We start from the raw sequence: 21312 nt of genomic DNA, 5'->3' as shown, positions 1-21312 counted from the left end.
GAGCCTGAGAAATCCGCTGAAGCGGACCCGGTCAGCCCGCGGACTCAGCGGCGTGGGGACTCAGTACGCCGGCTCCCACCAGGACGAACAGCAGCACCCCGAGGATTACGCGGTAGATCACGAACGGCATGAAGCTCTTGGTCGTGATGAACTTCATGAACCAGGCGATGACCGCGTACCCCACCACGAACGCGATGAGGGTCGCGAAAATCGTCGGGCCCCACGCCACGTGGCCCTCGCCCGCGTCCTTCAGCTCGAAGACGCCCGAGGCGAGCACCGCCGGGATGGCGAGCAGGAACGAGTAACGCGCCGCCGCCTCGCGGGTGTAGCCCATCAGCAGACCGCCGCTGATCGTCGCGCCCGACCGGGAGACGCCCGGGACGAGGGCCATCGCCTGGCAGAAGCCGAAGATCAGGCCGTCCTTGACGCCGAGCTCCTTGAGCGACTTGCGCTCCTTGATGGCCCGGTGCTTGCCGCCCGCCTCGTCGCGTGCGGCCAGCCGGTCGGCGACGCCGAGCACGATGCCCATCACGATCAGGGTGGTGGCGATCAGCCGCAGATCGCGGAACGGGCCCTCGATCTGGTCCTTGAACGTCACACCGAGGACGCCGATGGGAATCGAACCGACGATGACCAGCCAGCCCATCTGCGCGTCATGGTCGCCTCGCATCGACCGGTCCGTCAGCGACTTGAACCACGCCGAGACGATGCGGACGATGTCCTTGCGGAAGTAGATGAGGACCGCCGCCTCCGTGCCGATCTGGGTGATCGCGGTGAACGCCGCGCCAGGATCGTGCCAGTCGGCGAACGCCGCGGTGAGCCGCAGATGCGCGCTGGAGGAGATCGGCAGGAACTCGGTCAGTCCTTGAACGAGGCCGAGGACGAACGATTCGAACCAGCTCATGGGGCTTGGGCCATCCCGGAGTGATCATGCATCGGCCGACGGCGTCGAGCCGCCGGCTGCGTGCGGATTGCGGTCGTGTGATGACAGGGCCGCACCGGGCCCGGAGATCGTCAGTCGGTCGCGGGCAGCGTATCGCCCCCGGATGAACACGGTGACGACTGCCCCCGCGCAGCTCCCCGCATCACTCCGCGACGAGCCGGTGGCGCCGGCGCCAGGCGACGACGGCCCCGCCGGCCCCCGTCAGCACGATGAACCCCATCGCGGCCAGGAAGGCGGGCGAGGTCGGCGAAGAGGCCGAGCTTCCCGCCACGACGTACGCGGCCGTGTTCGGGATCGAGCCGAGGCCCGTCGCGACGAGGAAGGGCGGGTACCCCATGCGCGAGACGGCGGCACAGTAGTTGGCGGCGGCGAACGGCACCCCGGGGAAGAGCCGCAGCGCCAGCATCGAACGGAAACCGTGCCTGCTCAGCTGCCCGTCGGCCGCCCGCATCCAGCGCCCGCGCAGCAGCGTACGCAGCGCTTCCTGGCCGAGGACCCGGCCGAGCATGAACGAGATGCCCGCGCCCAGGACCGTACCCGCCAGGGCCGCCGCCAGCCCTGCCTGGGAGCCGAACAGCGCACCGGCGGCGAGATTCAGCAGGGGTCTCGGGACGAAGGCCACCGTGCAGACGCCGTACGCGAGGCCGAAGAGCACCGCCGCGGCGGTCCCGCCGCTCAGCTGGGCCGGCCAGCCCGAGGTCAGCAGCCGCTGGGGCTCCAGGAGCAGCATCGTCGTCGCGGCGCCCAGCAGGACCGCCACGAGCAGGGAGAACCGGGACCAGGGCGACAGAAGCACGCGCGTGCAGCGCACGGCGAGGCCACCGGCGGGCCGGGGGGCGGGGACGGGGACGGGGTCGAGCATTCGGGGAGAGTATCCGAATCCCGTATCCGATCGTCGTAATGTGATGTTGTGAGCCACGCAGCCGAACCGGCCCGGGAGCGTGCCGAGGCAGCCCCCGGCCCGCCGCGCAGCGCTCTCGCCGACACCGTGCTGGAGCGGCTGACGCTGTTGTATCCGACGGCCGCCGACCCCGTGCGTGCACGGTCGGCCGCCGCGTACATGAAGGACGTCGCGCCGTTCCTCGGCATCCCCGCACCCCGCCGCCGGGCCCTGTCCCGCACCGTCCTCGAAGGGACCGCCCGCCCCGAGGCGACGGACTGCGCCGCTATCGCTCTGCGCTGCTGGGCCCTGCCCGAGCGGGAGTACCACTACTTCGCCGCCGACTATCTGCGCCGCCACATCGCGCGCTGTTCGTCCGGATTCATGCCGGTGCTGCGGCAGCTGGTCACCACCGTTTCCTGGTGGGACACCGTCGACATCCTCGCCGTCCATGCCGCGGGGCCGCTGGTGGCCGCGGACCCGGAACTGCGGCCGGTCATGGACGAGTGGATCGAGGACGACGACCTCTGGATCGTCCGCACGGCGCTCCTGCACCAACTCCGCTTCGGGGAAGCCACGGACCCGCAGCGGCTCTTCGCTCACTGCCTGCGCCGCGCGGACCACCCCGACGTCTTCATCCGCAAGGCGATCGGCTGGGCCCTGCGCGAGTACGCCAGGACGGACCCGCAGGCCGTACGGGACTTCGTCGACGGCGCCCGGGACCGGCTGGCGCCGCTGTCCGTACGAGAGGCCACCAAGCACCTCTGAGGAGGGCCGGGCCCAACCTCCCTACGGTCCGCGGTAATTCGCTCGACGGTCCGGCAGCCGTCGGAGATGATCGAGCCATGTTCCGGTACGCCTTCCTCGCAGCGCAGTCCGCAGTCGCGGACACGCCGAAGGCTGCCGTGAGCCCCCTCGCAGCAGTGGCCGCGGCAGCGTTCAACGCTGCCGCAGCGCCCCTCGGCGGCGCCCGAAGCTGACCCTCCCCCGACTGTCCGGCGGACCCCGCAAGGGGAGGGTCGGCCGGGCCCCGGGGTCCCCTCACACAGCTTCGTATCCCAAGGAATGAACCATGCCCAAGACGGCATACGTGCGCACCAAGCCGCACCTCAACATCGGCACCATGGGCCACGTCGACCACGGCAAGACCACTCTGACCGCCGCCATCACCAAGGTCCTCAGCGACCGCTCCGGCAGCAGCACCTCCTACGTCCCGTTCGACCGCATCGACCGGGCGCCCGAGGAGGCGCAGCGGGGGATCACCATCAACATCGCGCACGTCGAGTACGAGACCGGCACCCGCCACTACGCGCACGTCGACATGCCCGGACACGCCGACTACATCAAGAACATGGTCACCGGCGCCGCCCAGCTCGACGGGGCGATCCTCGTCGTCTCCGCGCTGGACGGGATCATGCCGCAGACCGCGGAGCACGTGCTGCTCGCCCGCCAGGTGGGCGTCGACCACATCGTCGTCGCCCTCAACAAGGCGGACGCGGGCGACCCGGAGCTGACCGACCTGGTCGAGCTGGAGGTGCGCGAGCTGCTGTCCGCGCACGGGTACGGCGGCGACGCCGTCCCCGTCGTGCGGGTGTCGGGCCTGCGCGCGCTGGAGGGGGACCCGCGCTGGACCGCGGCCGTCGAGGCGTTGCTCGACGCGGTCGACACGTATGTGCCGATGCCGGTGCGCTACACCGACGCGCCCTTCCTGCTGTCGGTGGAGAACGTCCTGACCATCACCGGCCGGGGCACGGTCGTCACGGGCGCCGTGGAGCGCGGCACCGTGCGCGTCGGCGACCGGGTGTCCGTGCTCGGCGCGGACATCGAGACGGTCGTCACCGGGCTCGAGACCTTCGGCAAGCCGATGGAGTCCGCCGAGGCCGGCGACAACGTCGCCCTGCTCCTGCGCGGGGTCGAGCGCGACCGGGTGCGACGCGGACACGTCGTGGCGGCGCCCGGCAGCGTCACCCCGAGCCGGCGCTTCACCGCGCAGGTGTACGTCCTGTCGGGGCGCGAGGGCGGCCGCACCACCGCGGTCACCACCGGCTACCGGCCGCAGTTCTACATCCGCACCGCCGACGTCGTCGGCGACGTGGACCTCGGGGCGGCGGCGGTCGCGCGCCCCGGCGAGACGGTCACCATGACCGTCGAGCTGGGACGGGACGTGCCGCTGGAGCCGGGCCTGGGCTTCGCCATCCGTGAGGGCGGCCGCACCGTCGGCGCGGGCACCGTCACCGGACTGCTCTGAGGCGTACGGCCGTTTCCGGGGCCGCCTCCCGTACCCGCGGGAGTCGGCCCCGTCGACGTGCGCCCTCACGGTCGGAACAGCCGGTCCCACCCAGCACAATGGGGGAGTGAACGAGTCGATACCCGTCGTGCGCGACGTGGACCACGGCACCGCCAGGCTGCTCCCCGACGTGGACCGGGAGCGCGCGTGGCTGCTCACGGTCGACGGCGCACCCCAGTCGTACGTCGACCTGGACGCGCCCGAGCACCTCGAATTCGAGTACGCGCGACGGCTCGCCCACGTCGTGGACTGCGCGGCCGCACCGGGCGCACCGCTGGATGTCCTCCACCTCGGCGGTGGCGCCCTCACGCTGCCCCGCTACGTCGCCGCGACGCGGCCCGGTTCCCGGCAGGAGGTCGCCGAGGCGGACCGGGCACTGCTCGACCTCGTCGCCGGGCACCTTCCGCTGCCGGACCGCAGCGGGATCACCGTGCACGCCGCGGACGCCCGAAAACTCCTGGAGGAGACCGCCCCCGGCTCGGTGGACCTGGTGATCGCGGACGTCTTCGGCGGTTCGCGGGTGCCCGCCCACCTCACGTCCGTGCCCTACGCGCGGGCCGCGGCACGGGCTCTGTGCGCGGACGGGATCTACGCGGCCAACCTGGCGGACGGGGCGCCCTTCGGCTTCCTGCGCTCGCAGCTGGCCACCTTCGCGACCGTCTTCGGGGAGCTGGCACTGATCGCCGAGCCGTCCGTGCTGCGCGGGAGGCGCTTCGGCAACGTGGTCCTCGTCGCGTCGCGGTCCCCCCTCGACACGGCCGTCCTGACCCGTCGCTGCGCCGCCGACGCGTTTCCCGCCCGGGTGGAGTACGGCGACGCGGTGGCCGCTCTCCTCAAGGGCGCCCGGCCCGTCGGCGACGACGAGGCGGTCGCCTCACCCGAGCCGCCCGACGGCGCCTTCAGCATCGGCTGACACGAGCGGGATCACGGGCGGGACCACGGCCGGCTCCTCGGCGGACGAGGTCCGTCGGGTCAGGTTGCGTACGTCCGGCACGAACAGCACCGCGCCGGTGACCAGCACGACCAGACCCGCACAGCCCCACAGGGCCTGACCGCGGCCGACCACCGACTCCACCGGACCCGCGAGCGCGGTGGCGACCGGCACCATGGCGACCGAGCCGAACCAGTCGTACGCCGAGACCCGTGACAGCTTCTCCTCAGGGATCTCCTGGTGCATCGCCGTCATCCACGAGACCCCGAACACCTCGATGGCCGCCCCGCTGACGAACATCACCGCGCAGAGCCCCTCCACCGGCAGCGGGACGGCGAGCCCGGCCGACGGCAGGGCCAGCGGGAAGACGCAGAGCGTTCCGGCGAGCAGTAGCCGCCGCGGCTTCCACCGCATCATCAGCAAGGCCCCGGCCACCGTGCCGACACCGAAGGCGGCGAGTGCGAATCCCCACGGCCGGGCGCCCCCGAGCTCGTCCCGGGCCACCAGCGGCCCGTAGACGGCCTCCGCGGCCCCCACGGCGGCGACGACCACCGAGAACTGCGCCACGATGGCCCACAGCCAGGGGCGCCCGACGAACTCCTGCCAGCCCTCCCGCAGATCGGCGAGCAGACCGCCGCCCGGTTCCCGTGAGGGGATGTGACTGACGTCGAGGAAGGCGCGCAGCGCACCCGCCACGGCGAAGGCGGCGGCGTCGACGGCCAGCACCCAGCCCGGGTCCATCGCGGCGATCATGGCCCCGCCGAGTGCCGCGCCGCCGATGGCCGCGCCCTGCATCGACATCCTGAACAGGGCGAAGGCGCGGCCGGCCTGTTCACCGCTGACGCTGGACATCAGCATGCCCTCGGCCGCGGGGTTGAAGAAGGCCTGTCCGGTGCCGCACAGCGCGGTCAGCAGCATCATCTGCCAGAGCTGGGGGTCGCCGGCGAGCACCAGCCAGGCGAAGGCGCCCTGGGAGAGGAAGTTGAGGGCGTTGGCCGCGACCATCACGCGGTGGCGCGGCAGCCGGTCGGCTATCGCCCCGCCGATCAGGAGGAAGAGCACCAGCGGCGCGGTCCTCGCGGCGGCCACCAGACCGACGTCCCCGCCGTCGCCGCCCGCCTGCAGAACCGCGAACGCCGCCGCGATCAGCGCGCCATGGGTGCCCAGGCCGGTGATGATCGCGGCGGCGGTCAGCAGCCGGTAGTTGCGGCCCGCCGGGGCGGGGCGGTCCGAGAGGGGTGCGGGATCGGCTGCTTCAGTCACTCAGGGACTATCGCGGCAGCGACCCCGTTGTGCCAAATGCATTCCCGCTGGTCAATCCCGCAAGTGGCAGTGCCGCAGGGTCAGCCCCGCGGGGCCGCCCGCCCGGTCACGACTTGGTGATCTTCACCAGCCGGACCGTGCTCAGAATCTTCTGGACCGTCGCGTCCGGCAGTTCGCCCTCGACACCGGCGGCGGCGTACAGCACCCAGGAGGAGAACGCCCCGCTGCTGTTCTTGAAGGTGAAGGCGATGGTCTTGCCGTCGCTGTCACACTTCTTCTTCTTGGTGACGTTGGGAGCGGTGGCGGTGACCACGCTGCCCGTCAGCCCGGACTTGGTGGTGTACTGCTTCGCCTTGCTGATCTTGATGGTCTTCTTCGGCATGTGCTGGGCGTACGCGCCCCACGCCCAGGTGCCCGCCTCGTTCCGGGCGTTCAGGGCGGCGTCCGTGGCGCCTTCCGCGCCGCGGGTGCCGGTGCCGGCGAGGCTGTAGTTCTCCTTGGTGCCGTCCTTGTCGAAGTCGTCGACGCACCACTTCTGCTTGAAGTCCGCCGGTGCGGAGAAGCCGATGAGCGGCGAGCCGTCATCCTTCGCGTCGTCCTCGAAGTACGAGAACGTGCCGGGGGACCCGACCTCCCAGTCGCCGGGCACGTCGAACTGCGTGCCCCACTTGGGGTTGGTCACGACCTTCCAGCCCGGGATCAGCGGCTTGGCGTCGCCGTCGGTGCCGCGCGGGTTCGCCTCGGGCGAGGACGCGGCCTCGGAGGGCTTGGCGGGCGCGGACGACTTCTTGCCCTCGGCGACGTTCTTGCCGCTCGCTTCGTCGTCCTTGTTCAGCACGACGACACCGGTGACCGCCGCGGCCACCACGACCGCGGTCGCCGCGACGATGGCGACGACGGTGGTCTTCTTCTTGTCGTTGCCGGGCTGGGGCCCGCCGGGCACCGCGTACTGCGGGACGGTCGGCTGCTGGTACGGATTGGGCTGCTGGTATCCCGGCTGCCCCTGCTGCGGGTAGCCGTAACCGGGCTGCTGCCCCGGCTGACCCTGTTGCGGATAGCCGTACCCGGGCTGCTGCTCGGGGCCGGGCTGCTGATAACCCGGCTGCTGATACGGGTTCGGCTGCTGGTACCCCGGCTGCTGGTACGGGTTCTGGTTCTGGTCCTGCGGGTTTTGCTCGCCCCCGGGCGGCTGCTGTCCTGGCCACATGGCGAGTAACGATAGAGGGGCGCCGCCCGAGCGGCTACGGCCGCCCCCGTGAGCGGACGGTGAAGAGATGCGGGCGGGGCGGAGCGGGTGGCCGCCGGGCCATGGCCAAACGTGACTACTCGTGAGTAACATCGGGCTCATGAGCGCTGAACAGATGACCGCGGGCGACATGGTCGCCGCGTCGGTTCCGATGGTCCGGACCCTCAACCTCGAATTCCTGGAGTCCACGGACCACCGCGCGGTGGTCCGCATGCCGGACCAGCCCGACTTCCACAACCACGTCGGCGGCCCGCACGCCGGCGCCATGTTCACCCTCGCGGAATCGGCGAGCGGGGCCATCGTCATGGCCGCGTTCGGCGACCAGCTCACACGGGCCGTCCCGCTCGCGGTGAACGCCCGGATCGCCTACAAGAAGCTCGCGATGGGGGAGGTCACCGCGACCGCCACCCTCGGCCGTCCGGTGGCCGACGTCGTTGCCGAACTCGACGCCGGCGGGCGCCCCGAATTCCCGGTGGCGATCGAGATCCGGCGTGCGGACGGCGCCGTGACCGGCGAGATGACCGTGCTCTGGACGCTGCGCCCGAACGCCTGATCCCGCAGCCCCCGGACAGGGCCGCCCGCACCCGCAAGGGAGCCGGCGGCCCTTCGCCCTGCCCGCCGCGACGCGGCGACCGGTAGGCTTTCGCCGTGCGCCGTGGAGTTGTCAGGCGGGCGATGAGGACATCACTACGGAGGAACCGGCGTTGCACATCCAGGAGTGGCTGGAGACCGTCCCCGCGATCAGCGTGTACCTCCTGGTGGGCGTCGTCATCGGGCTGGAGAGCCTGGGCATCCCGCTGCCCGGCGAGATCGTGCTGGTCAGCGCCGCGCTGCTGGCGGCGGGGCACGACGGCATCAACCCGTGGATCCTGGGTGCCTGCGCCACGGCCGGGGCGGTGATCGGCGACTCGATCGGCTATGCCATCGGCCGCAAGGGCGGACGGCCGCTGCTCGCCTGGCTGGGCGGGAGGTTCCCCCGGCACTTCGGCGAGAGCCAGATCGCCTTGGCGGAGCGCTCGTTCCAGAAGTGGGGCATGTGGGCCGTCTTCTTCGGCCGCTTCGTCGCACTGCTGCGCATCTTCGCCGGACCGCTCGCCGGCGTTCTGCAGATGCCCTACTGGAAGTTCCTGACCGCCAACGTGCTCGGCGGGATCGCCTGGGCGGGCGGCACCACGGCCGTCATCTACTCGGTGGGCGTCGTCGCCGAGGCCTGGCTCAAGCGGTTCTCGTACCTGGGACTGGCGATCGCGGTCCTGCTCGGGCTCGGCTCGATGCTGATCATCAAGAACCGGGCCAAGAAGGCGGCCGCGCGGGCCGAGGCCGAGGCCGCGTCCGAACCGTCGGCCGTCCCGGTCGCCGACTGACGGGGAGCGGAGCTCCGGCCGTGCGGCCGGGGCCGGTTGTTCAGTCCTCGTGCGCCTGTCGGTGGGCCTTGGCCAGCTCCACGTAACCGACCGCGTTGAACTTGATGCCTTCCAGCTCCTCCCCGGTCAGCTGACGCTTGACCTTGGCGGGCACGCCCGCGACCAGCGAGCCCGGGGGCACCCGCATCCCCTGCGGGACGAGGGCCTGGGCGGCGATCAGCGAACCGGCGCCGATGTGGGCGCCGTTGAGTACGGTGGCGCCCATGCCGACCAGCACGTCGTCCTCGATGGTGCAGCCGTGCAGCACGGCGTTGTGCCCGACCGAGACCCGCTCCCCGACCGTGACGGGGAAGCCGGGATCGACGTGCACGCTGCAGTTGTCCTGGATGTTGGAGCCGGCACCGATGACGATCGGGCCGCAGTCGGCCCGCAGTACCGCGTGGTACCAGAGGCTGGAGCCGGCGGCCATCGTGATGTCCCCGATCGCGACCGATGTCGGTGCGGTAAAGGCATCCGCGTCGATGACCGGCTTCTTGCCGCCCATGGCCGTGATCAACGCCTGCTCTGCCATCGCGCGTCCTTCCGAGCTCCGGTGCCGTGGATCGCGGTCGTCCGAACGCCGTCGTACGGCCCGCCCGGGAAACGGTATGCGACGCGAGGGCCGCCGCGTGATCCGGTGGGGTGAAGATCACAGGCGGGTGCGGCGGCCGCCCGTGGGCCCGCGGACTACCGTGTGCGGGTGCCGAAGAACAGAAACACGTTCTCCTCCCTCACCGCCTGGCGGCGGCGCGCCCTGTCCGGTGCCGTCCACCGCTGCCGGCGCTGGGTGCAGGAGACGGGCGCGATCACCGCGGCACATCCCGGCGGGCTGCGGTTCGGCCGGATCGGCGAGGGCACCCGGCTGGCCTTCCCGCAGGGCACGGTGTTCGGCGAGCCGTGGATCGAGCTGGGCGCCCACTGCATCATCGGCGAGCAGGTCACTCTGACCGCGGGGCTCATGCCCGGCCTGGATCTCGGATCCGACACCGTCCTGACGCTCGGCGACGGCGTGGTGCTGGGCCGCGGCAGCCATGTCGTCGCCGACACCACGGTGACGATCGGCTCGGACACGTACTGCGGACCGTACGTCTACATCACCTCGACCAACCACAGCTATGACGACCCCGGGCAGCCGGTCGGCAAGCAGTGGCCGCGGATGGAGCCGGTGACCATCGGCCCCGGCTGCTGGATCGGCACCGGAGCGGTGATCCTCCCGGGTGCCACGCTCGGCCGCAACGTGGTGGTGGCCGCGGGGGCGGTGGTACGGGGCGAGGTGCCCGACCACGCGGTGGTGGCCGGGGCGCCGGCCCGTGTCGTACGGAGCTGGGACGCGGACAAGGGGTGGCAGCCTCCCCTGCGGACACCGGCCCCGGTTCCGATCCCGGCGGGCGTGACCCCCGAACAGTTGCTGGCCGTCGCGGAGCTCGAGGAGAGCTGAGGCCCGCCCTCGCTCCGACGGCTCCGTGCGGCACCCCTCATCCGGTCGCGAGCAGCACTGTTCCCAGTAGAGCGAGCCCGGCTCCCGCGGCCTGCACCCCGCGCAGCCGTTCCCCGAGGATTCCGCGCGCGGCCAGGGCCGTGACCACCGGGTAGAGCGAGGCCAGCACGGCGGCGACGGTCACCGGCCCGTGCTGTGCGGCGATCGCGTAGCTGCCGTTGGCCGCGACATCCGTGAGGCCCACGCACGTCAGCGCCGGCAGCGCGGCGAACACCACGGCGCCGCCGCCCTCCTCGGGCAGGGCGCGGGCCCCGCGCAGCACGGAGACGTACAGCGCGGCGCCACCGACCGAGACGCTGACGATCCGCTGGACGAAGAGCGAGAGGAACAGTCCGGTCACCGTGGTGGACGCCTCGGCGATGAGGGACATCACGGCCCCGAAGCCGAACGCCGCGAACAACGTCAGCAGGACCGCCTGGCGCTGCACCGGTGCGCCGCGCAGCTGCGGCCCGCCAGCCATCACGATGCCGGTCACGGCGACGGCCACCCCGGCGCCCTGCAGCAGCCCGGGACGCTCGCCGACGGCCAGCCCGATGCTCACCGGCACGGCGACGCCCAGCGACCCGAGCGGCGCCACCACCCCCATCGGGCCGAGCGCCAGGGCCCGGTAGAAGCTCAGGATCACGACCGGCCCCACCGCGCCCGCCGCGACGGCGAACCAGAGCCGGCCGTCCGCCTCGCTCCAGGCGCCGGTGGCGATCACGACGACACCGAGCACGACCGCGGCGACCGCCTGCGAGACGACCACCACGGTGAGCGCGGGCAGACGCCGGGTCAGCACCCCGCCGCCGAAGTCGGCCAGGCCCCACAACAGGCTGGTTGCCAGGGCGAAGAGTGCGGTCATGAGCGGCCTCGCAGTACAGTGCGATGAACGGGTGGGTACACCGGACCGTAGTTCATTATCTTCGACTGCAATACAGAATATTGGACTGAATGTGACGGATCTCGACCAGCTGACGCAGTCCCTCGCCCGGAACCTCAAGCGCTGGCGGGGTGAGCGGGGTTTCACTCTGGACGCACTGGCCTCCCGCGCCGGGGTCAGCCGAGGAATGATCATCCAGATCGAGCAGGCGCGCACCAACCCCAGCGTCGGCACCACGGTGAAGCTCGCCGACGCGCTCGGGATCAGCATCACGACACTGCTCGACTACGAACAGGGCGCGCCCGTCCGCCTGGTCGACGAGAGCCAGGCCGTCCGCATGTGGTCCACCGAGGCGGGCAGCGCCACCACCCTGCTGGTCGGAGCCGACGCCCGGGGCCCGCTGGAACTCTGGTCCTGGCACCTCATGCCCGGCGAGGGCAGCGACTCCGACCCGCACCCCGAAGGCACCGTGGAACTCCTCCACGTCACCGCGGGCACCCTCACCCTCGTCGTCGACGGCACCCCGTACGCCGTGCCCGCCGGCACCTCCGCCACCTTCGAGGCGCACCACCCGCACGCCTACCGCAACGAGGGCTCCGAGCCCGTCGACGCCACCATGGCCGTATCCATCCCGCCCGTCAGATGAGACACCCACCGGGCAAAGGGCAGGGCCTGTCAGCGTCGCGCATACGAATCAGATGGCCTCCGCCTGGACGTTCGGTGATCATGCAGGCTCCCTGCCGCGGTGCGCCGGCAGCCACTGCGACGCGAACGCGACCGCGGCCGGAAAGCCGAACAGGCGGCCCGTGGCGGAGCCCACCGGGCCCGTGCGGACGGCCGTGCCGTGACCGGAGCGTTCGAAGTCGGCGCCCAGCGCCGTGAAGTCGCTGTCGTCCAGGGCCACGTCCTCGTACTCCCACCACCGGCGCCCGCCGCCGTCCCGCACCACGCAGCGGTAGGTGCGACGGGGCGGGGACGGGACGCGGTACTCGGCGAGGTGGAAGGCGGTGCACGAGGCGAAACCGGTGCCCAGCAGCAGGATCTGGGCCCCCAGTCCGTGCAGGCGGGCCAGTGGTGAGTCCTCGCCCAGGTGGCAGTCCGGGTGATGGCCCGTCGCCACATGGTCGGCCAGCGGGCCCAGCGCGGCGAAGGAGGTCTGCGGGTGCGTGCTGCGAACGGCGCCGGCGGTGCGGCGCACCGTCTCGGAGAGCCGGCCCATCGACGGGGCCGGGGTGGTGGCCGGGTCGAAGGGGGGCATCGCCGCCCGGACGGCCGCCCGCTGCTCATCGTCGAGTCCGCGTACCCGGGCGTGGTAGTGCGCGGACGTGTCCGAGTTCTCCGGAGTGAAGGCCGGGACCACCAGCGTGCCCGCGGGGCCCAGCGCATCCCGCAGGGCGGCGGCGACCGTATCCGCGCCGCCGTCCACCGCCCCGACCGCGCGCAGCGACGCGTGCACCATCAGCACGCCACCGCGCCTGACGCCGAGCGCGGTCAGCTGCCCGGCCAGACGGGCCCGGCCGTGCTCAACGGTCGACACGCCCGCGGCGTGGGCAGCACTCACAGCCGGTCATTCTCCCAGTCCGGAGCGGGGTGTGATACCCCGCACATGCGAGCGGGTCCTGCGAGCCCCGGAGGTCAGCCGCGCAGCTTTGGGATCTCGATGGCGGGGCAGCGGTCCATGACCATGTCCAGCCCGGCCGCCCTGGTGCGCGCGTACGCCTCCTCGTCGATCACACCGAGCTGGAACCAGACCGCCGAGGCGCCGATCGCGACCGCCTCGTCCGCCACCGCGCCGGCCAGCTCGCTGTTCACGAAGACATCCACCACGTCGACGGGAAAGGGGATGTCGGCCAGGGAGGCATAGCCCTCCTCGCCGTGCACCCGCTCCGCCTTGGGATGGACGGGCACCACCCGCTTGCCGAAGCGCTGGAGCACCTCCGCCACCCCGTAGGCCGCGCGCGAGCGGTTGCCGGACAGCCCCACCACCGCCCAGGTGTCGCCCGTGTCCTTGAGAATCCTGCGGATCGTCTCCGTGTCTGCGTACATGATCCGCACAACCGGCGCCCGCTCCCGGCCATTCCCGCGGCTGCGCATAGGGTGACCGGATGCAGGAGCAGTACCGCACCGTCGCCCGCGCGGGCGTGCACGAGACCGAGATCAACCGGTCGCGATTCATCTGCGCGCTGGCCCCCGCCGCCACCGAGCAGGACGCCCAGGACTTCGTCACCCGTGTCCGCAGGGAGCATCCGACCGCCTCGCACAACTGCTTCGCGTACGTGATCGGCGCCGACGCCTCCGTACAGAAGGCCAGTGACGACGGCGAACCCGGCGGTACGGCCGGAGTGCCGATGCTGCAGATGCTCACCCGTCGCGAGATGCGGTACGTCGTCGCCGTCGTCACCCGCTACTACGGCGGGGTGAAACTCGGCGCCGGTGGACTGATCCGGGCCTACGGAGGTGTGGTCGGCGAGGCACTCGACGCCCTGGGCACGCTGACCCGCCGGCGGTTCCGGATCGCGACGGTCACCGTCGCACATCAGCGCGCGGGCCGGCTGGAGAACGAACTGCGGGCCACCGGACACGCGGTGCGCGAGGTCAGGTACGCGGAGGCGGTGACCATCGAGATCGGGCTGCCGGACGCCGAGGTCGAGGAGTTCCGGCGATGGCTGGCCGACGCCACCGCGGGCGAGGCGGAGCTGGAACTGGGTGACGAGGCGTACGGGGACTCCTGAGCACGCGCGCCAGCCGCGAGAGCCGTCTTCCCGGCTGTGGCCCCGGCGGCGTCCCCGGTGATGGGAGACTGTGGCGCGTGAGGGAACAGGGGCGCGGGAGCGCGGGCGTGGCGGGTGCCGTCGCCGGTCGCCCGGGCCGGCGTGGTGCGCGGCCGCCCGGGACCCGGGGGACGAGGAAGCGAAACATGCAGGTCGGAGCCGGCTCTTGAGGATTTTGCACACATCGGACTGGCACCTGGGCCGGTCGTTCCACCGGGTCTCGCTGCACGAGGCGCAGGCCGCCTACCTCGACCACCTGGTGGCCACCGTGCGCGAGCGGGAGGCCGACGTCGTCGTCGTGGCGGGTGACGTGTACGACAGGGCGGTGCCGCCCCTGTCCGCCGTGGAGCTCTTCGACGACGCGCTGCACCGGCTCGCCGCCGAGGGCGTGCCCACCGTGATGATCTCCGGCAACCACGACTCGGCCCGGCGGCTGGGGGTCGGCGCGGGACTCATCGGGCGGGCCGGTATCCACCTGCGGACCGACCCGGCCCGGTGCGCCACCCCCGTCGTCCTCCCGGACGCGCACGGCGACGTGGCGTTCTACGGACTCCCGTACCTCGAACCCGCCCTCGTGAAGGACCTCTTCAAGGCGGAACGGGCCGGGCACGAAGCCGTGCTGACCGCCGCCATGGACCGGGTCCGCGCCGATCTCGCCGAGCGGCCGGACACCACCCGGTCCGTGGTCCTCGCCCATGCCTTCGTCGCGGGCGGCGAGCCGAGCGACAGCGAACGCGACATCACCGTCGGCGGAGTGGCGGCCGTCCCCGCCGGGGTCTTCGACGGTGTCGACTACGTCGCGCTGGGCCACCTCCACGGCTGCCAGAGCGTCACCGAGCGCGTCCGCTACTCCGGCTCCCCGCTCGCGTACTCCTTCTCGGAAGCCGCCCACCGCAAGACGATGTGGCTGATCGACCTCGACGCCACCGGCGCGATCGCCGCCGAGCGGATCGACTGCCCCGTGCCCCGGCCCCTCGCCCGGCTCCGCGGCAGGCTCGACGCCCTCCTCGAGGACCCCGCCCTCGACCGGCACGAGCACTCCTGGGTCGAGGCCACGCTCACCGACCCCGTCCGCCCGGCCGAGCCGATGGCCCGTCTCACCGAGCGTTTCCCGCACACGCTCAGCCTCGTCCTCGAACCGAACCGGGCGCCCGACGACCCGCACACCTCCTACGCCCAGCGGCTGCGGGGACGCGACGACCAGAGCATCGCGGAGGACTTCGTGGCCCATGTCCGCGGCGGGTACGGCACCGACGAACAGGAGCGCTCGGTGCTGCGCAGCGCCTTCGACCACGTGCGCGTCGACGACACCGTGCGCGAGGTGCACCGATGAGGCTCCACCGGCTCGGCATCACGGCCTTCGGCCCGTTCGGCGCCCCCCAGGAGATCGACTTCGACGCACTCTCCGCGGCGGGGCTCTTCCTGCTGCACGGCCCGACCGGCGCCGGCAAGACCTCGGTCCTCGACGCCGTCTGCTACGCCCTGTACGGGGCCGTGCCAGGAGCCCGGCAGAGCCCCGGCACCTCGCTGCGCAGCGACCACGCCCCCGCGGACCTGCCCACCGAGGTCCGGCTCGAACTCAGCGTGGGCGGCCGCCGCCTGGAGATCACCCGGCGCCCCGCCCAGCCCCGCCCCAAGAAACGAGGCGGCGGCCACACCACCGAGAAGGCACAGAGCCGGCTGCGCGCCTACGACCCCGAGGAGGGCTGGCAGGCGCTGAGCCGCTCGCACCAGGAGATCGGCGAGGAGATCACCCAGCTCATCGGAATGAGCAGGGAGCAGTTCTGCCAGGTGGTCCTCCTGCCGCAGGGCGACTTCGCCCGTTTCCTGCGGGCCGACGCCGAGGCCCGCGGCAGGCTGCTCGGCAGGCTCTTCGACACCCGCCGTTTCGCCGCCGTCGAGGAGCGGCTCGCCGACCTCCGCCGGATCGCCGAGAACCAGGTCAGGGCCGGGGACGAACAGATCCTCGCCCTCGCCCAGCGGATCGCCCAGGCCGCCGGCCCGGCCGGGCGGGAAGCCCCCATGCCGACGACGCAGCCGGGGGAGCCCGGCCTCGCGGACGCCGTCCTGGAGTGGGCCGCGACGGCCCGCAGCGGCGCGCGCGAACGGCTCGACATCGCCGACGCGGTGCTGGCCGCGGCCGAGAGCCGCCATGCGACCGCCCGGCTCACCCTGGACACGGAACGGGAACTGGCCGCACTCCAGCAGCGCTACGCCGAGACCACGCGCCGCGCCGCCGCGTCCGAGGCGGGCCGGCCCGGACACGAGGAAGCCCAGGAACAGCTGGCGCGCGCCCGCAGGGCGGACCGCGTCGCCCCGGCGCTGGAGCTTCGCGACGAGGCGGAACGGGTGTACCGACGCGCGAGCGAGGCCCGCGACCGCTCCCGGACCCGGCTGCCGGACAGCGTGGCCGACGCCGGTGCCGAGCAACTGGACGCTCTGGAACGCAGACTGCGCGAGGAACTCGGCGGACTGGACGCCGCCCGCCGCGCCGAGCGGCGCAGCACGGAGATCGACGGCGAGCGCGCGACGCTGGAACGCCAGGCCCGGGCGGACGACGAACTGATCCGCGACGCCGAGGGCTGGCTGGCCGGCTGGGAAGACAGGCGAGGCGAGCTGCTCGCCCGGATCGAAGCGGCGCAGGAGGCCGCCACCCGCGCCGAGCTGCTGGCCGGCCGGCTGGACCCGGCCAGGCGACGCCTGGACGCCGCCCGCCGACGCGACGCGCTGGCGGACGAGGCCGCCCGCGCCGAGCGCCGGCTGGGTGAGGCCCGGGAACAGGCCCTGGACACCCATGAGCACTGGCTCGACGTGCGCGAGCGACGGCTGCGCGACATCGCGGCCGAACTCGCGCGGGAACTCGTCGACGGCCGGGCCTGCGCGGTCTGCGGCTCCGCCGACCACCCGCAGCCGGCCCGCGCGGGAGACGGTCATGTCGACCAGGCGACGGAGGACGCCGCGCAGGCCGCCCACCGGCGTGCCGAGCAGGCCCGCGCCGAGGCGGAGCACGCGCTCGGAGCCGTACGCGAACGGTATGCGGCAGCCCGGGCGGAGGCCGTGGAGGCGGCAGGCGCCGACAGCGCGGCGGACCCGGACACGGGCGCCGCGGCCGACCCGACGGCGGAGGCGCTTTCCGCCCTCGTGGACACGCTGACCCGGGAGCACGCGCGTGCGTACCGGACCGCAGCCGGCACGCACGCCGCACGTGAGGCACTGGCGGCGGCCGAACGCGAGCACACGCAGCGGGCCGAGGACCGGCAGCAGGCCGAGCGCCGGGCCTCGGCCCGCACTTCCCGTCGCGAGGGCCTCGACGCCGAACAGGCCACCCTCCAGGAGGTGTTGACGCAAGCGCGCGGAGAGTCGGACAGCGTCGCGGAACACGCCACCGTGCTGCAGAACCGGGTCGCTCTGCTCGTCGAGGCGGCCACGACGGTGCGCGAGGAGGAGAGCGCGGCGGCGCGGCTCAAGGAAGCCGACGACCGGCTCGCGGATGCCGCGTTCCGGGCCGGCTTCGACACACCGCAGTCCGCGGCGGACACCCTGCTCGCCGACTCCGCGCAGCGCGCGCTCCAGCACCGTATCGACGCCTGGCAGGCCGAGGCGGCCGCGGTGGCCGACCGGCTCGCCGAAACCGAGGCCCGGGCCGCCGCCCGCCGCGCACCGGCCGCGCCGGACGACGCGCAGCGGGTGTACGACGCGGCGGAGCGCCTGCTGCGGGACGCCTCGGCGGCGCGCGCGGCGGCCCGGGAACGCTGCGCCGAGCTCGGCAGGCTCTCCCGTCGCGCTGCCGACGAGGTGCGGGCTCTGGGACCGGTGCGCCTGGAGTACGAACGGGTCGCCCGGCTCGCCGGACTCACCGCGGGCACGTCCGCGGACAACGAGCGCAAGATGCGACTGGAGTCGTACGTGCTCGCGGCCCGTCTCGAACAGGTGGCGGCGGCCGCCACCGCCCGGCTCGGGCGGATGTCCGCCGGCCGCTACCAGCTCGTCCACTCGGACGCCCGGGCGGGAGGCCGCCGGGCCGGACTGGGGCTGCACGTCATCGACGCCTGGACTGGGCGCGAACGCGACACGGCCACGCTCTCCGGCGGCGAGACGTTCTTCGCCTCGCTCGCCCTGGCCCTCGGTCTCGCCGACGTGGTCACCGACGAAGCGGGGGGCGTGCGGCTGGACACCCTGTTCATCGACGAGGGCTTCGGGAGCCTGGACGAGCAGACCCTCGACGAGGTCCTGGACGTGCTGGACTCGCTGCGCGAGCGGGACCGCAGCGTCGGAATCGTCAGTCACGTCGGCGATCTGCGCCGCCGCATCCCCGCCCAGCTCGAGGTGGTGAAGGAGCGGCACGGATCGGCCGTCCGGCACCGGGTGGCCGACGGGGCCGGCGAATGACGGCCCGCGTACGGGCCTCGGGCCGGGGGCGGGGTCAGCGGCTGATGGCCCGCCTCGGCAGTGGCGAGGAGTAGACGACGCTGGTGGTGACGGATCCGAGGGCGCCGATCTTCCCGGACACCGTCTCCAGATGCTTCATGGAACGGGCGGTCACCTTCAGTACGAAGCAGTCGTCGCCCGTCACATGATGGGCCTCCACGATCTCCGGCGTCGTGTCGAGGAGATCGTGGAACGGCTTGTAGTTGCCGTTCGGATACCGCAGCCGTACGAAGGCGAGAACCGGCAGACCGAGGCGTTCCGGATCGACCACCGCGGCGTACCCCCTGATGATCCCGGCCTCCTCCAGCCGGCGTACGCGCTCGGTCACGGCGCTCGACGACATCGCGACGGCCCGCGCGAGCTCGGCGAACGTCGAGCGCCCTTCGCCCTGCAGGACGTCCAGAATGCGCCAGTCGGTGTCGTCCGGGGAATAGTCGGTCATGGTAAGAGGAAACAGGGGATTGCCCGGCAGATCAAGAGATGTACCGGGGATCTCTCCTTCCGGTGGGCAGCCGCCGACCGTAAATTTCCCACCATGACTACGCAGCCCACCGTCCTTGCCCTCGCCCCCAACCCCGTACTGCGCGTTCCGCCCGCCGCTCCGGCCGCGGCCGCCGCCTACTTCAGGGCCTCGCTCGCCTTCCACGCCGACGTCTCGGACGTCGCCGCGGCCCTGGCCGCCGCCGGCGACCCCGGTTTCGTACTCCTCGACTCCCGTTCCACGGCGTCCTGGGACCAGGGGCACGTTCCCGGCGCCGTACACCTGCCGACGGCCCTCATCGCCGAGCAGGCCCCTCAACTGCTCGACCCCGCCGTGCCCGTGGTCACCTACTGCTGGGGCCCCGGCTGCAACGGTGCCACCCGTGCCGCCCTCGCCCTCGCCGAACTCGGTTATCAGGTCAAGGAGATGCTCGGCGGCTTCGAGTACTGGGCGCGCGAGGGCTTCGAGTTCGAGACCTGGCAGGGGCGCGAGCGGCGCACCGCCGACCCGCTCACCGCACCGGACGCGTCCGGCGACTGCGGGTGCTGACACCGTCCGTCGCCGACACGGCGCCGGCACCGTCCGGCCGGTCCGGGGCACTGCGCCCCGGACCGGCCGACACTCCGGTCAGAGCTTCGACAGCTCGTCGACCAGGTCGTCCAGGCCCAGCGGCCCCTGGGACAGGGCGGCCATGTGCCACGCCTTGAGGTCGAAGGCGTCCCCGTGCGCCGCGCGGGCGTTCTCCCGGCCGAGCAGCCACGCACGCTCGCCCAGCTTGTAGCCGATGGCCTGACCCGGCATCGAGAGGTAGCGGGTCAGCTCACTCTCCACGAAGTCGGCGGGCCGGCCACTGTGGTTGCCGAAGAACTCCTGGGCCAGCTCCGGCGTCCACCGCTCGCCCGGGTGGAACGGCGAATCGGCCGGGATCTCCAGCTCCGCGTGCATGCCGATGTCCACGATCACCCGGCACGCCCGCATCATCTGGGCGTCCAGGTACCCCAGCCGGCGCTCGGCGTCGGGCAGGAAGCCCAGCTCGTCCATCAGACGCTCCGCATACAGCGCCCAGCCCTCGGCGTTCGCGCTGACGATGCCGATGGAGGCCTGGTAGCGCGAGAGGCTCTCGGCGACATGGGCCCACTGGGCGAGCTGGAGGTGATGGCCGGGCACGCCCTCGTGGTACCAGGTGGAGACCAGGTCGTACACCGGGAACCGGGTCTCGCCCATCGTCGGCAGCCAGGTGCGTCCCGGCCGCGAGAAGTCCTCGGAGGGACCCGTGTAGTACGGCGCCGCGGCGCCGCCGGGCGGAGCGATCCGGGACTCCACCTTGCGGACCCGCTCGGCGAGCTCGAAGTGCGTACCGTCCAGGGCCTCGATCGCCTCGTCCATCAGACCCTGCAGCCACGCCTGGACCTCGTCGACCCCCTCTATGTGCTTGCCGTGCACATCGAGGTGGGCCAGCGCCTCCCAGGGGCCCGCGCCCGGCAGCACCTTTCCGGCCTCGTCACGCATCTCGGCGAGCAGCCGGTGGTACTCGGACCAGCCGTACGCGTACGCCTCGTCGAGATCCAGGTCGGTGCCGTTGAAGTAGCGCGACCAGCGGGCGTACCGCTCGCGGCCCACCGTGTCCGGCTCACCCTCGATCGCGGGCGCGTACACCTCGCGCATCCACTGCCGCAGCTCGTCCAGCGACCGGGTGGCCTCCGCGGCGGCGGCGTCCAGAACGGCGCGCAGCGAGTCCGGGCCGGCGGCGGCGAAGTCCCGGAAGAACCCCGTCGTGCCGTCCCCGACCCACTCGTCGAGCTGACCGATGAAGGTGGCGGTGGCGCGCGGACCGCCGTACAGCTTCCGCTCCAGGCCGAGCGCGAGGGACTCGCGATAGCCGGACAGCGCCGCCGGAACCGCCCCGAGCCGCTCGACGACGGCCGCCCAGTCCTCGTCCGTCTCGGTGGGCGTCACCGTGAACACCTCACGGATCGAGTGGGCCGGCGAATGCAGATTGGAAACGGCCCGCAGTGCCTCGTCGGCCTCGTGGACGGCGAGTTCCGCCGTCAGGCGCTCGCGCAGAAGACGGCCGCAACGACGCTCCGCGTCATCGGCCGCGCCGGGAAGCTGCTCCGCGCGGTCCAGCCGCGCGAGCGTGGTGCGGGCGAGCTCGGCCAGGGCTTCCTGGCCGGCGGGGGAGAAGTCGGGAAGGCGGCGCGAGCTCTCCGCGACACCCAGATAGGTGCCGGAGATCGGGTCGAGTTCGATGAACGCGTCGACATAGGTGTCGGCGACCTGGCGGGGCAGCGCGCTGCTGGAAGTGTCTGACATGTGGAC

Annotated in this window: 21 protein-coding genes; 11 read left to right on the top strand and 10 right to left on the bottom strand. The window is 72.6% G+C overall.

Going from position 1 to position 21312, the window contains the following annotated elements:
• Window positions 1–31 precede the first annotated feature (31 nt).
• Window positions 32–904, bottom strand: a complete 873-nt coding sequence (locus ABTX18_RS31305; RefSeq protein WP_352126168.1) for an undecaprenyl-diphosphate phosphatase — start codon at window positions 902–904, stop codon at window positions 32–34.
• Window positions 905–1085: 181 nt separating this feature from the next.
• Complete coding sequence (locus ABTX18_RS31300; RefSeq protein WP_352126167.1) at window positions 1086–1805, bottom strand: TVP38/TMEM64 family protein; 720 nt, start codon at window positions 1803–1805, stop codon at window positions 1086–1088.
• A gap of 48 nt (window positions 1806–1853) precedes the next feature.
• On the opposite strand from ABTX18_RS31300, the gene ABTX18_RS31295 reads away from it, so the two are divergent.
• The 3 genes from ABTX18_RS31295 to ABTX18_RS31285 all read left to right on the top strand — a co-directional run bounded on the left by ABTX18_RS31295 (window position 1854) and on the right by ABTX18_RS31285 (window position 5023).
• Complete coding sequence (locus tag ABTX18_RS31295; RefSeq protein WP_352126166.1) at window positions 1854–2591, top strand: DNA alkylation repair protein; 738 nt, start codon at window positions 1854–1856, stop codon at window positions 2589–2591.
• Between the two features lie 304 nt (window positions 2592–2895).
• Window positions 2896–4071, top strand: coding sequence for an elongation factor Tu (gene tuf / locus ABTX18_RS31290; RefSeq protein WP_352126165.1), 1176 nt, complete (start codon window positions 2896–2898; stop codon window positions 4069–4071).
• A gap of 106 nt (window positions 4072–4177) precedes the next feature.
• A complete protein-coding gene (locus ABTX18_RS31285) occupies window positions 4178–5023 on the top strand; it encodes a spermidine synthase (RefSeq protein ID WP_352126164.1) in 846 nt (281 codons plus the stop codon).
• On the opposite strand, the gene ABTX18_RS31280 is transcribed toward ABTX18_RS31285, so the two are convergent.
• Both ABTX18_RS31280 and ABTX18_RS31275 read right to left on the bottom strand, forming a co-directional pair.
• Window positions 4985–6304 (bottom strand): MFS transporter, encoded by a 1320-nt coding sequence (locus ABTX18_RS31280; protein ID WP_352126163.1) that lies wholly within the window; start codon window positions 6302–6304, stop codon window positions 4985–4987. The genes ABTX18_RS31285 and ABTX18_RS31280 overlap by 39 nt on opposite strands.
• Window positions 6305–6410: 106 nt before the next feature.
• Window positions 6411–7511 (bottom strand): DUF8017 domain-containing protein, encoded by a 1101-nt coding sequence (locus ABTX18_RS31275; protein WP_352126162.1) that lies wholly within the window; start codon window positions 7509–7511, stop codon window positions 6411–6413.
• A gap of 154 nt (window positions 7512–7665) precedes the next feature.
• Here ABTX18_RS31275 and ABTX18_RS31270 point away from each other — a divergent pair, with 154 nt between their 5' ends.
• Both ABTX18_RS31270 and ABTX18_RS31265 read left to right on the top strand, forming a co-directional pair.
• A complete protein-coding gene (locus ABTX18_RS31270; protein ID WP_352126252.1) occupies window positions 7666–8103 on the top strand; it encodes a DUF4442 domain-containing protein in 438 nt (145 codons plus the stop codon).
• Between the two features lie 151 nt (window positions 8104–8254).
• Entirely contained in the window at window positions 8255–8914 is a 660-nt protein-coding gene (locus ABTX18_RS31265) for a DedA family protein (protein WP_352126161.1), read from the top strand.
• A gap of 40 nt (window positions 8915–8954) precedes the next feature.
• On the opposite strand, the gene ABTX18_RS31260 is transcribed toward ABTX18_RS31265, so the two are convergent.
• On the bottom strand, window positions 8955–9485 hold the full coding sequence (locus ABTX18_RS31260) for a gamma carbonic anhydrase family protein (protein WP_352126160.1): 531 nt from the start codon (window positions 9483–9485) through the stop codon (window positions 8955–8957).
• A 168-nt stretch (window positions 9486–9653) separates the two neighbouring features.
• On the opposite strand from ABTX18_RS31260, the gene ABTX18_RS31255 reads away from it, so the two are divergent.
• Window positions 9654–10391 (top strand): acyltransferase, encoded by a 738-nt coding sequence (locus ABTX18_RS31255; protein WP_352126159.1) that lies wholly within the window; start codon window positions 9654–9656, stop codon window positions 10389–10391.
• Window positions 10392–10428: 37 nt separating this feature from the next.
• On the opposite strand, the gene ABTX18_RS31250 is transcribed toward ABTX18_RS31255, so the two are convergent.
• Complete coding sequence (locus tag ABTX18_RS31250; RefSeq protein ID WP_352126158.1) at window positions 10429–11295, bottom strand: EamA family transporter; 867 nt, start codon at window positions 11293–11295, stop codon at window positions 10429–10431.
• 91 nt (window positions 11296–11386) lie between these two features.
• On the opposite strand from ABTX18_RS31250, the gene ABTX18_RS31245 reads away from it, so the two are divergent.
• Window positions 11387–11959 (top strand): helix-turn-helix domain-containing protein, encoded by a 573-nt coding sequence (locus ABTX18_RS31245; RefSeq protein ID WP_352126157.1) that lies wholly within the window; start codon window positions 11387–11389, stop codon window positions 11957–11959.
• A 78-nt stretch (window positions 11960–12037) separates the two neighbouring features.
• On the opposite strand, the gene ABTX18_RS31240 is transcribed toward ABTX18_RS31245, so the two are convergent.
• Window positions 12038–12874 carry an AAC(3) family N-acetyltransferase gene (locus tag ABTX18_RS31240; protein ID WP_503061239.1) on the bottom strand — a complete coding sequence of 279 codons (837 nt, stop codon included), beginning with the start codon at window positions 12872–12874 and terminating at the stop codon, window positions 12038–12040.
• 74 nt (window positions 12875–12948) lie between these two features.
• Window positions 12949–13359, bottom strand: coding sequence for a CoA-binding protein (locus ABTX18_RS31235; RefSeq protein ID WP_352126156.1), 411 nt, complete (start codon window positions 13357–13359; stop codon window positions 12949–12951).
• A 59-nt stretch (window positions 13360–13418) separates the two neighbouring features.
• Between ABTX18_RS31235 and ABTX18_RS31230 the strand changes: the two genes are divergently transcribed.
• The 3 genes from ABTX18_RS31230 to ABTX18_RS31220 all read left to right on the top strand — a co-directional run bounded on the left by ABTX18_RS31230 (window position 13419) and on the right by ABTX18_RS31220 (window position 18473).
• Window positions 13419–14045 (top strand): YigZ family protein, encoded by a 627-nt coding sequence (locus tag ABTX18_RS31230; RefSeq protein WP_352126155.1) that lies wholly within the window; start codon window positions 13419–13421, stop codon window positions 14043–14045.
• A gap of 205 nt (window positions 14046–14250) precedes the next feature.
• Complete coding sequence (locus ABTX18_RS31225) at window positions 14251–15417, top strand: exonuclease SbcCD subunit D (RefSeq protein WP_352126154.1); 1167 nt, start codon at window positions 14251–14253, stop codon at window positions 15415–15417.
• Window positions 15414–18473 carry an AAA family ATPase gene (locus ABTX18_RS31220; protein WP_352126153.1) on the top strand — a complete coding sequence of 1020 codons (3060 nt, stop codon included), beginning with the start codon at window positions 15414–15416 and terminating at the stop codon, window positions 18471–18473. Before ABTX18_RS31225 ends, ABTX18_RS31220 begins: the two co-directional genes overlap by 4 nt.
• Window positions 18474–18507: 34 nt before the next feature.
• Here ABTX18_RS31220 and ABTX18_RS31215 read toward each other — a convergent pair whose 3' ends face one another.
• Window positions 18508–18954: an Lrp/AsnC family transcriptional regulator gene (locus ABTX18_RS31215; RefSeq protein ID WP_352126152.1), complete on the bottom strand. Its 447-nt coding sequence runs from the start codon at window positions 18952–18954 to the stop codon at window positions 18508–18510.
• Window positions 18955–19047: 93 nt separating this feature from the next.
• Here ABTX18_RS31215 and ABTX18_RS31210 point away from each other — a divergent pair, with 93 nt between their 5' ends.
• Window positions 19048–19542: a rhodanese-like domain-containing protein gene (locus ABTX18_RS31210; protein ID WP_352126151.1), complete on the top strand. Its 495-nt coding sequence runs from the start codon at window positions 19048–19050 to the stop codon at window positions 19540–19542.
• Window positions 19543–19620: 78 nt separating this feature from the next.
• Here the strand turns inward: ABTX18_RS31210 and ABTX18_RS31205 are convergent, their stop codons facing one another.
• Window positions 19621–21306, bottom strand: coding sequence for a DUF885 domain-containing protein (locus ABTX18_RS31205; protein ID WP_352126150.1), 1686 nt, complete (start codon window positions 21304–21306; stop codon window positions 19621–19623).
• Window positions 21307–21312: the final 6 nt, after the last annotated feature.

Origin of the sequence: Streptomyces sp. NPDC096323 (assembly GCF_040302845.1) — a bacterium.
In the GTDB taxonomy this organism is placed as follows: domain Bacteria; phylum Actinomycetota; class Actinomycetes; order Streptomycetales; family Streptomycetaceae; genus Streptomyces.
The sequence above is the reverse complement of the archived record's forward strand: the minus strand, read 5'-3'. Positions and strand labels throughout refer to the sequence as shown.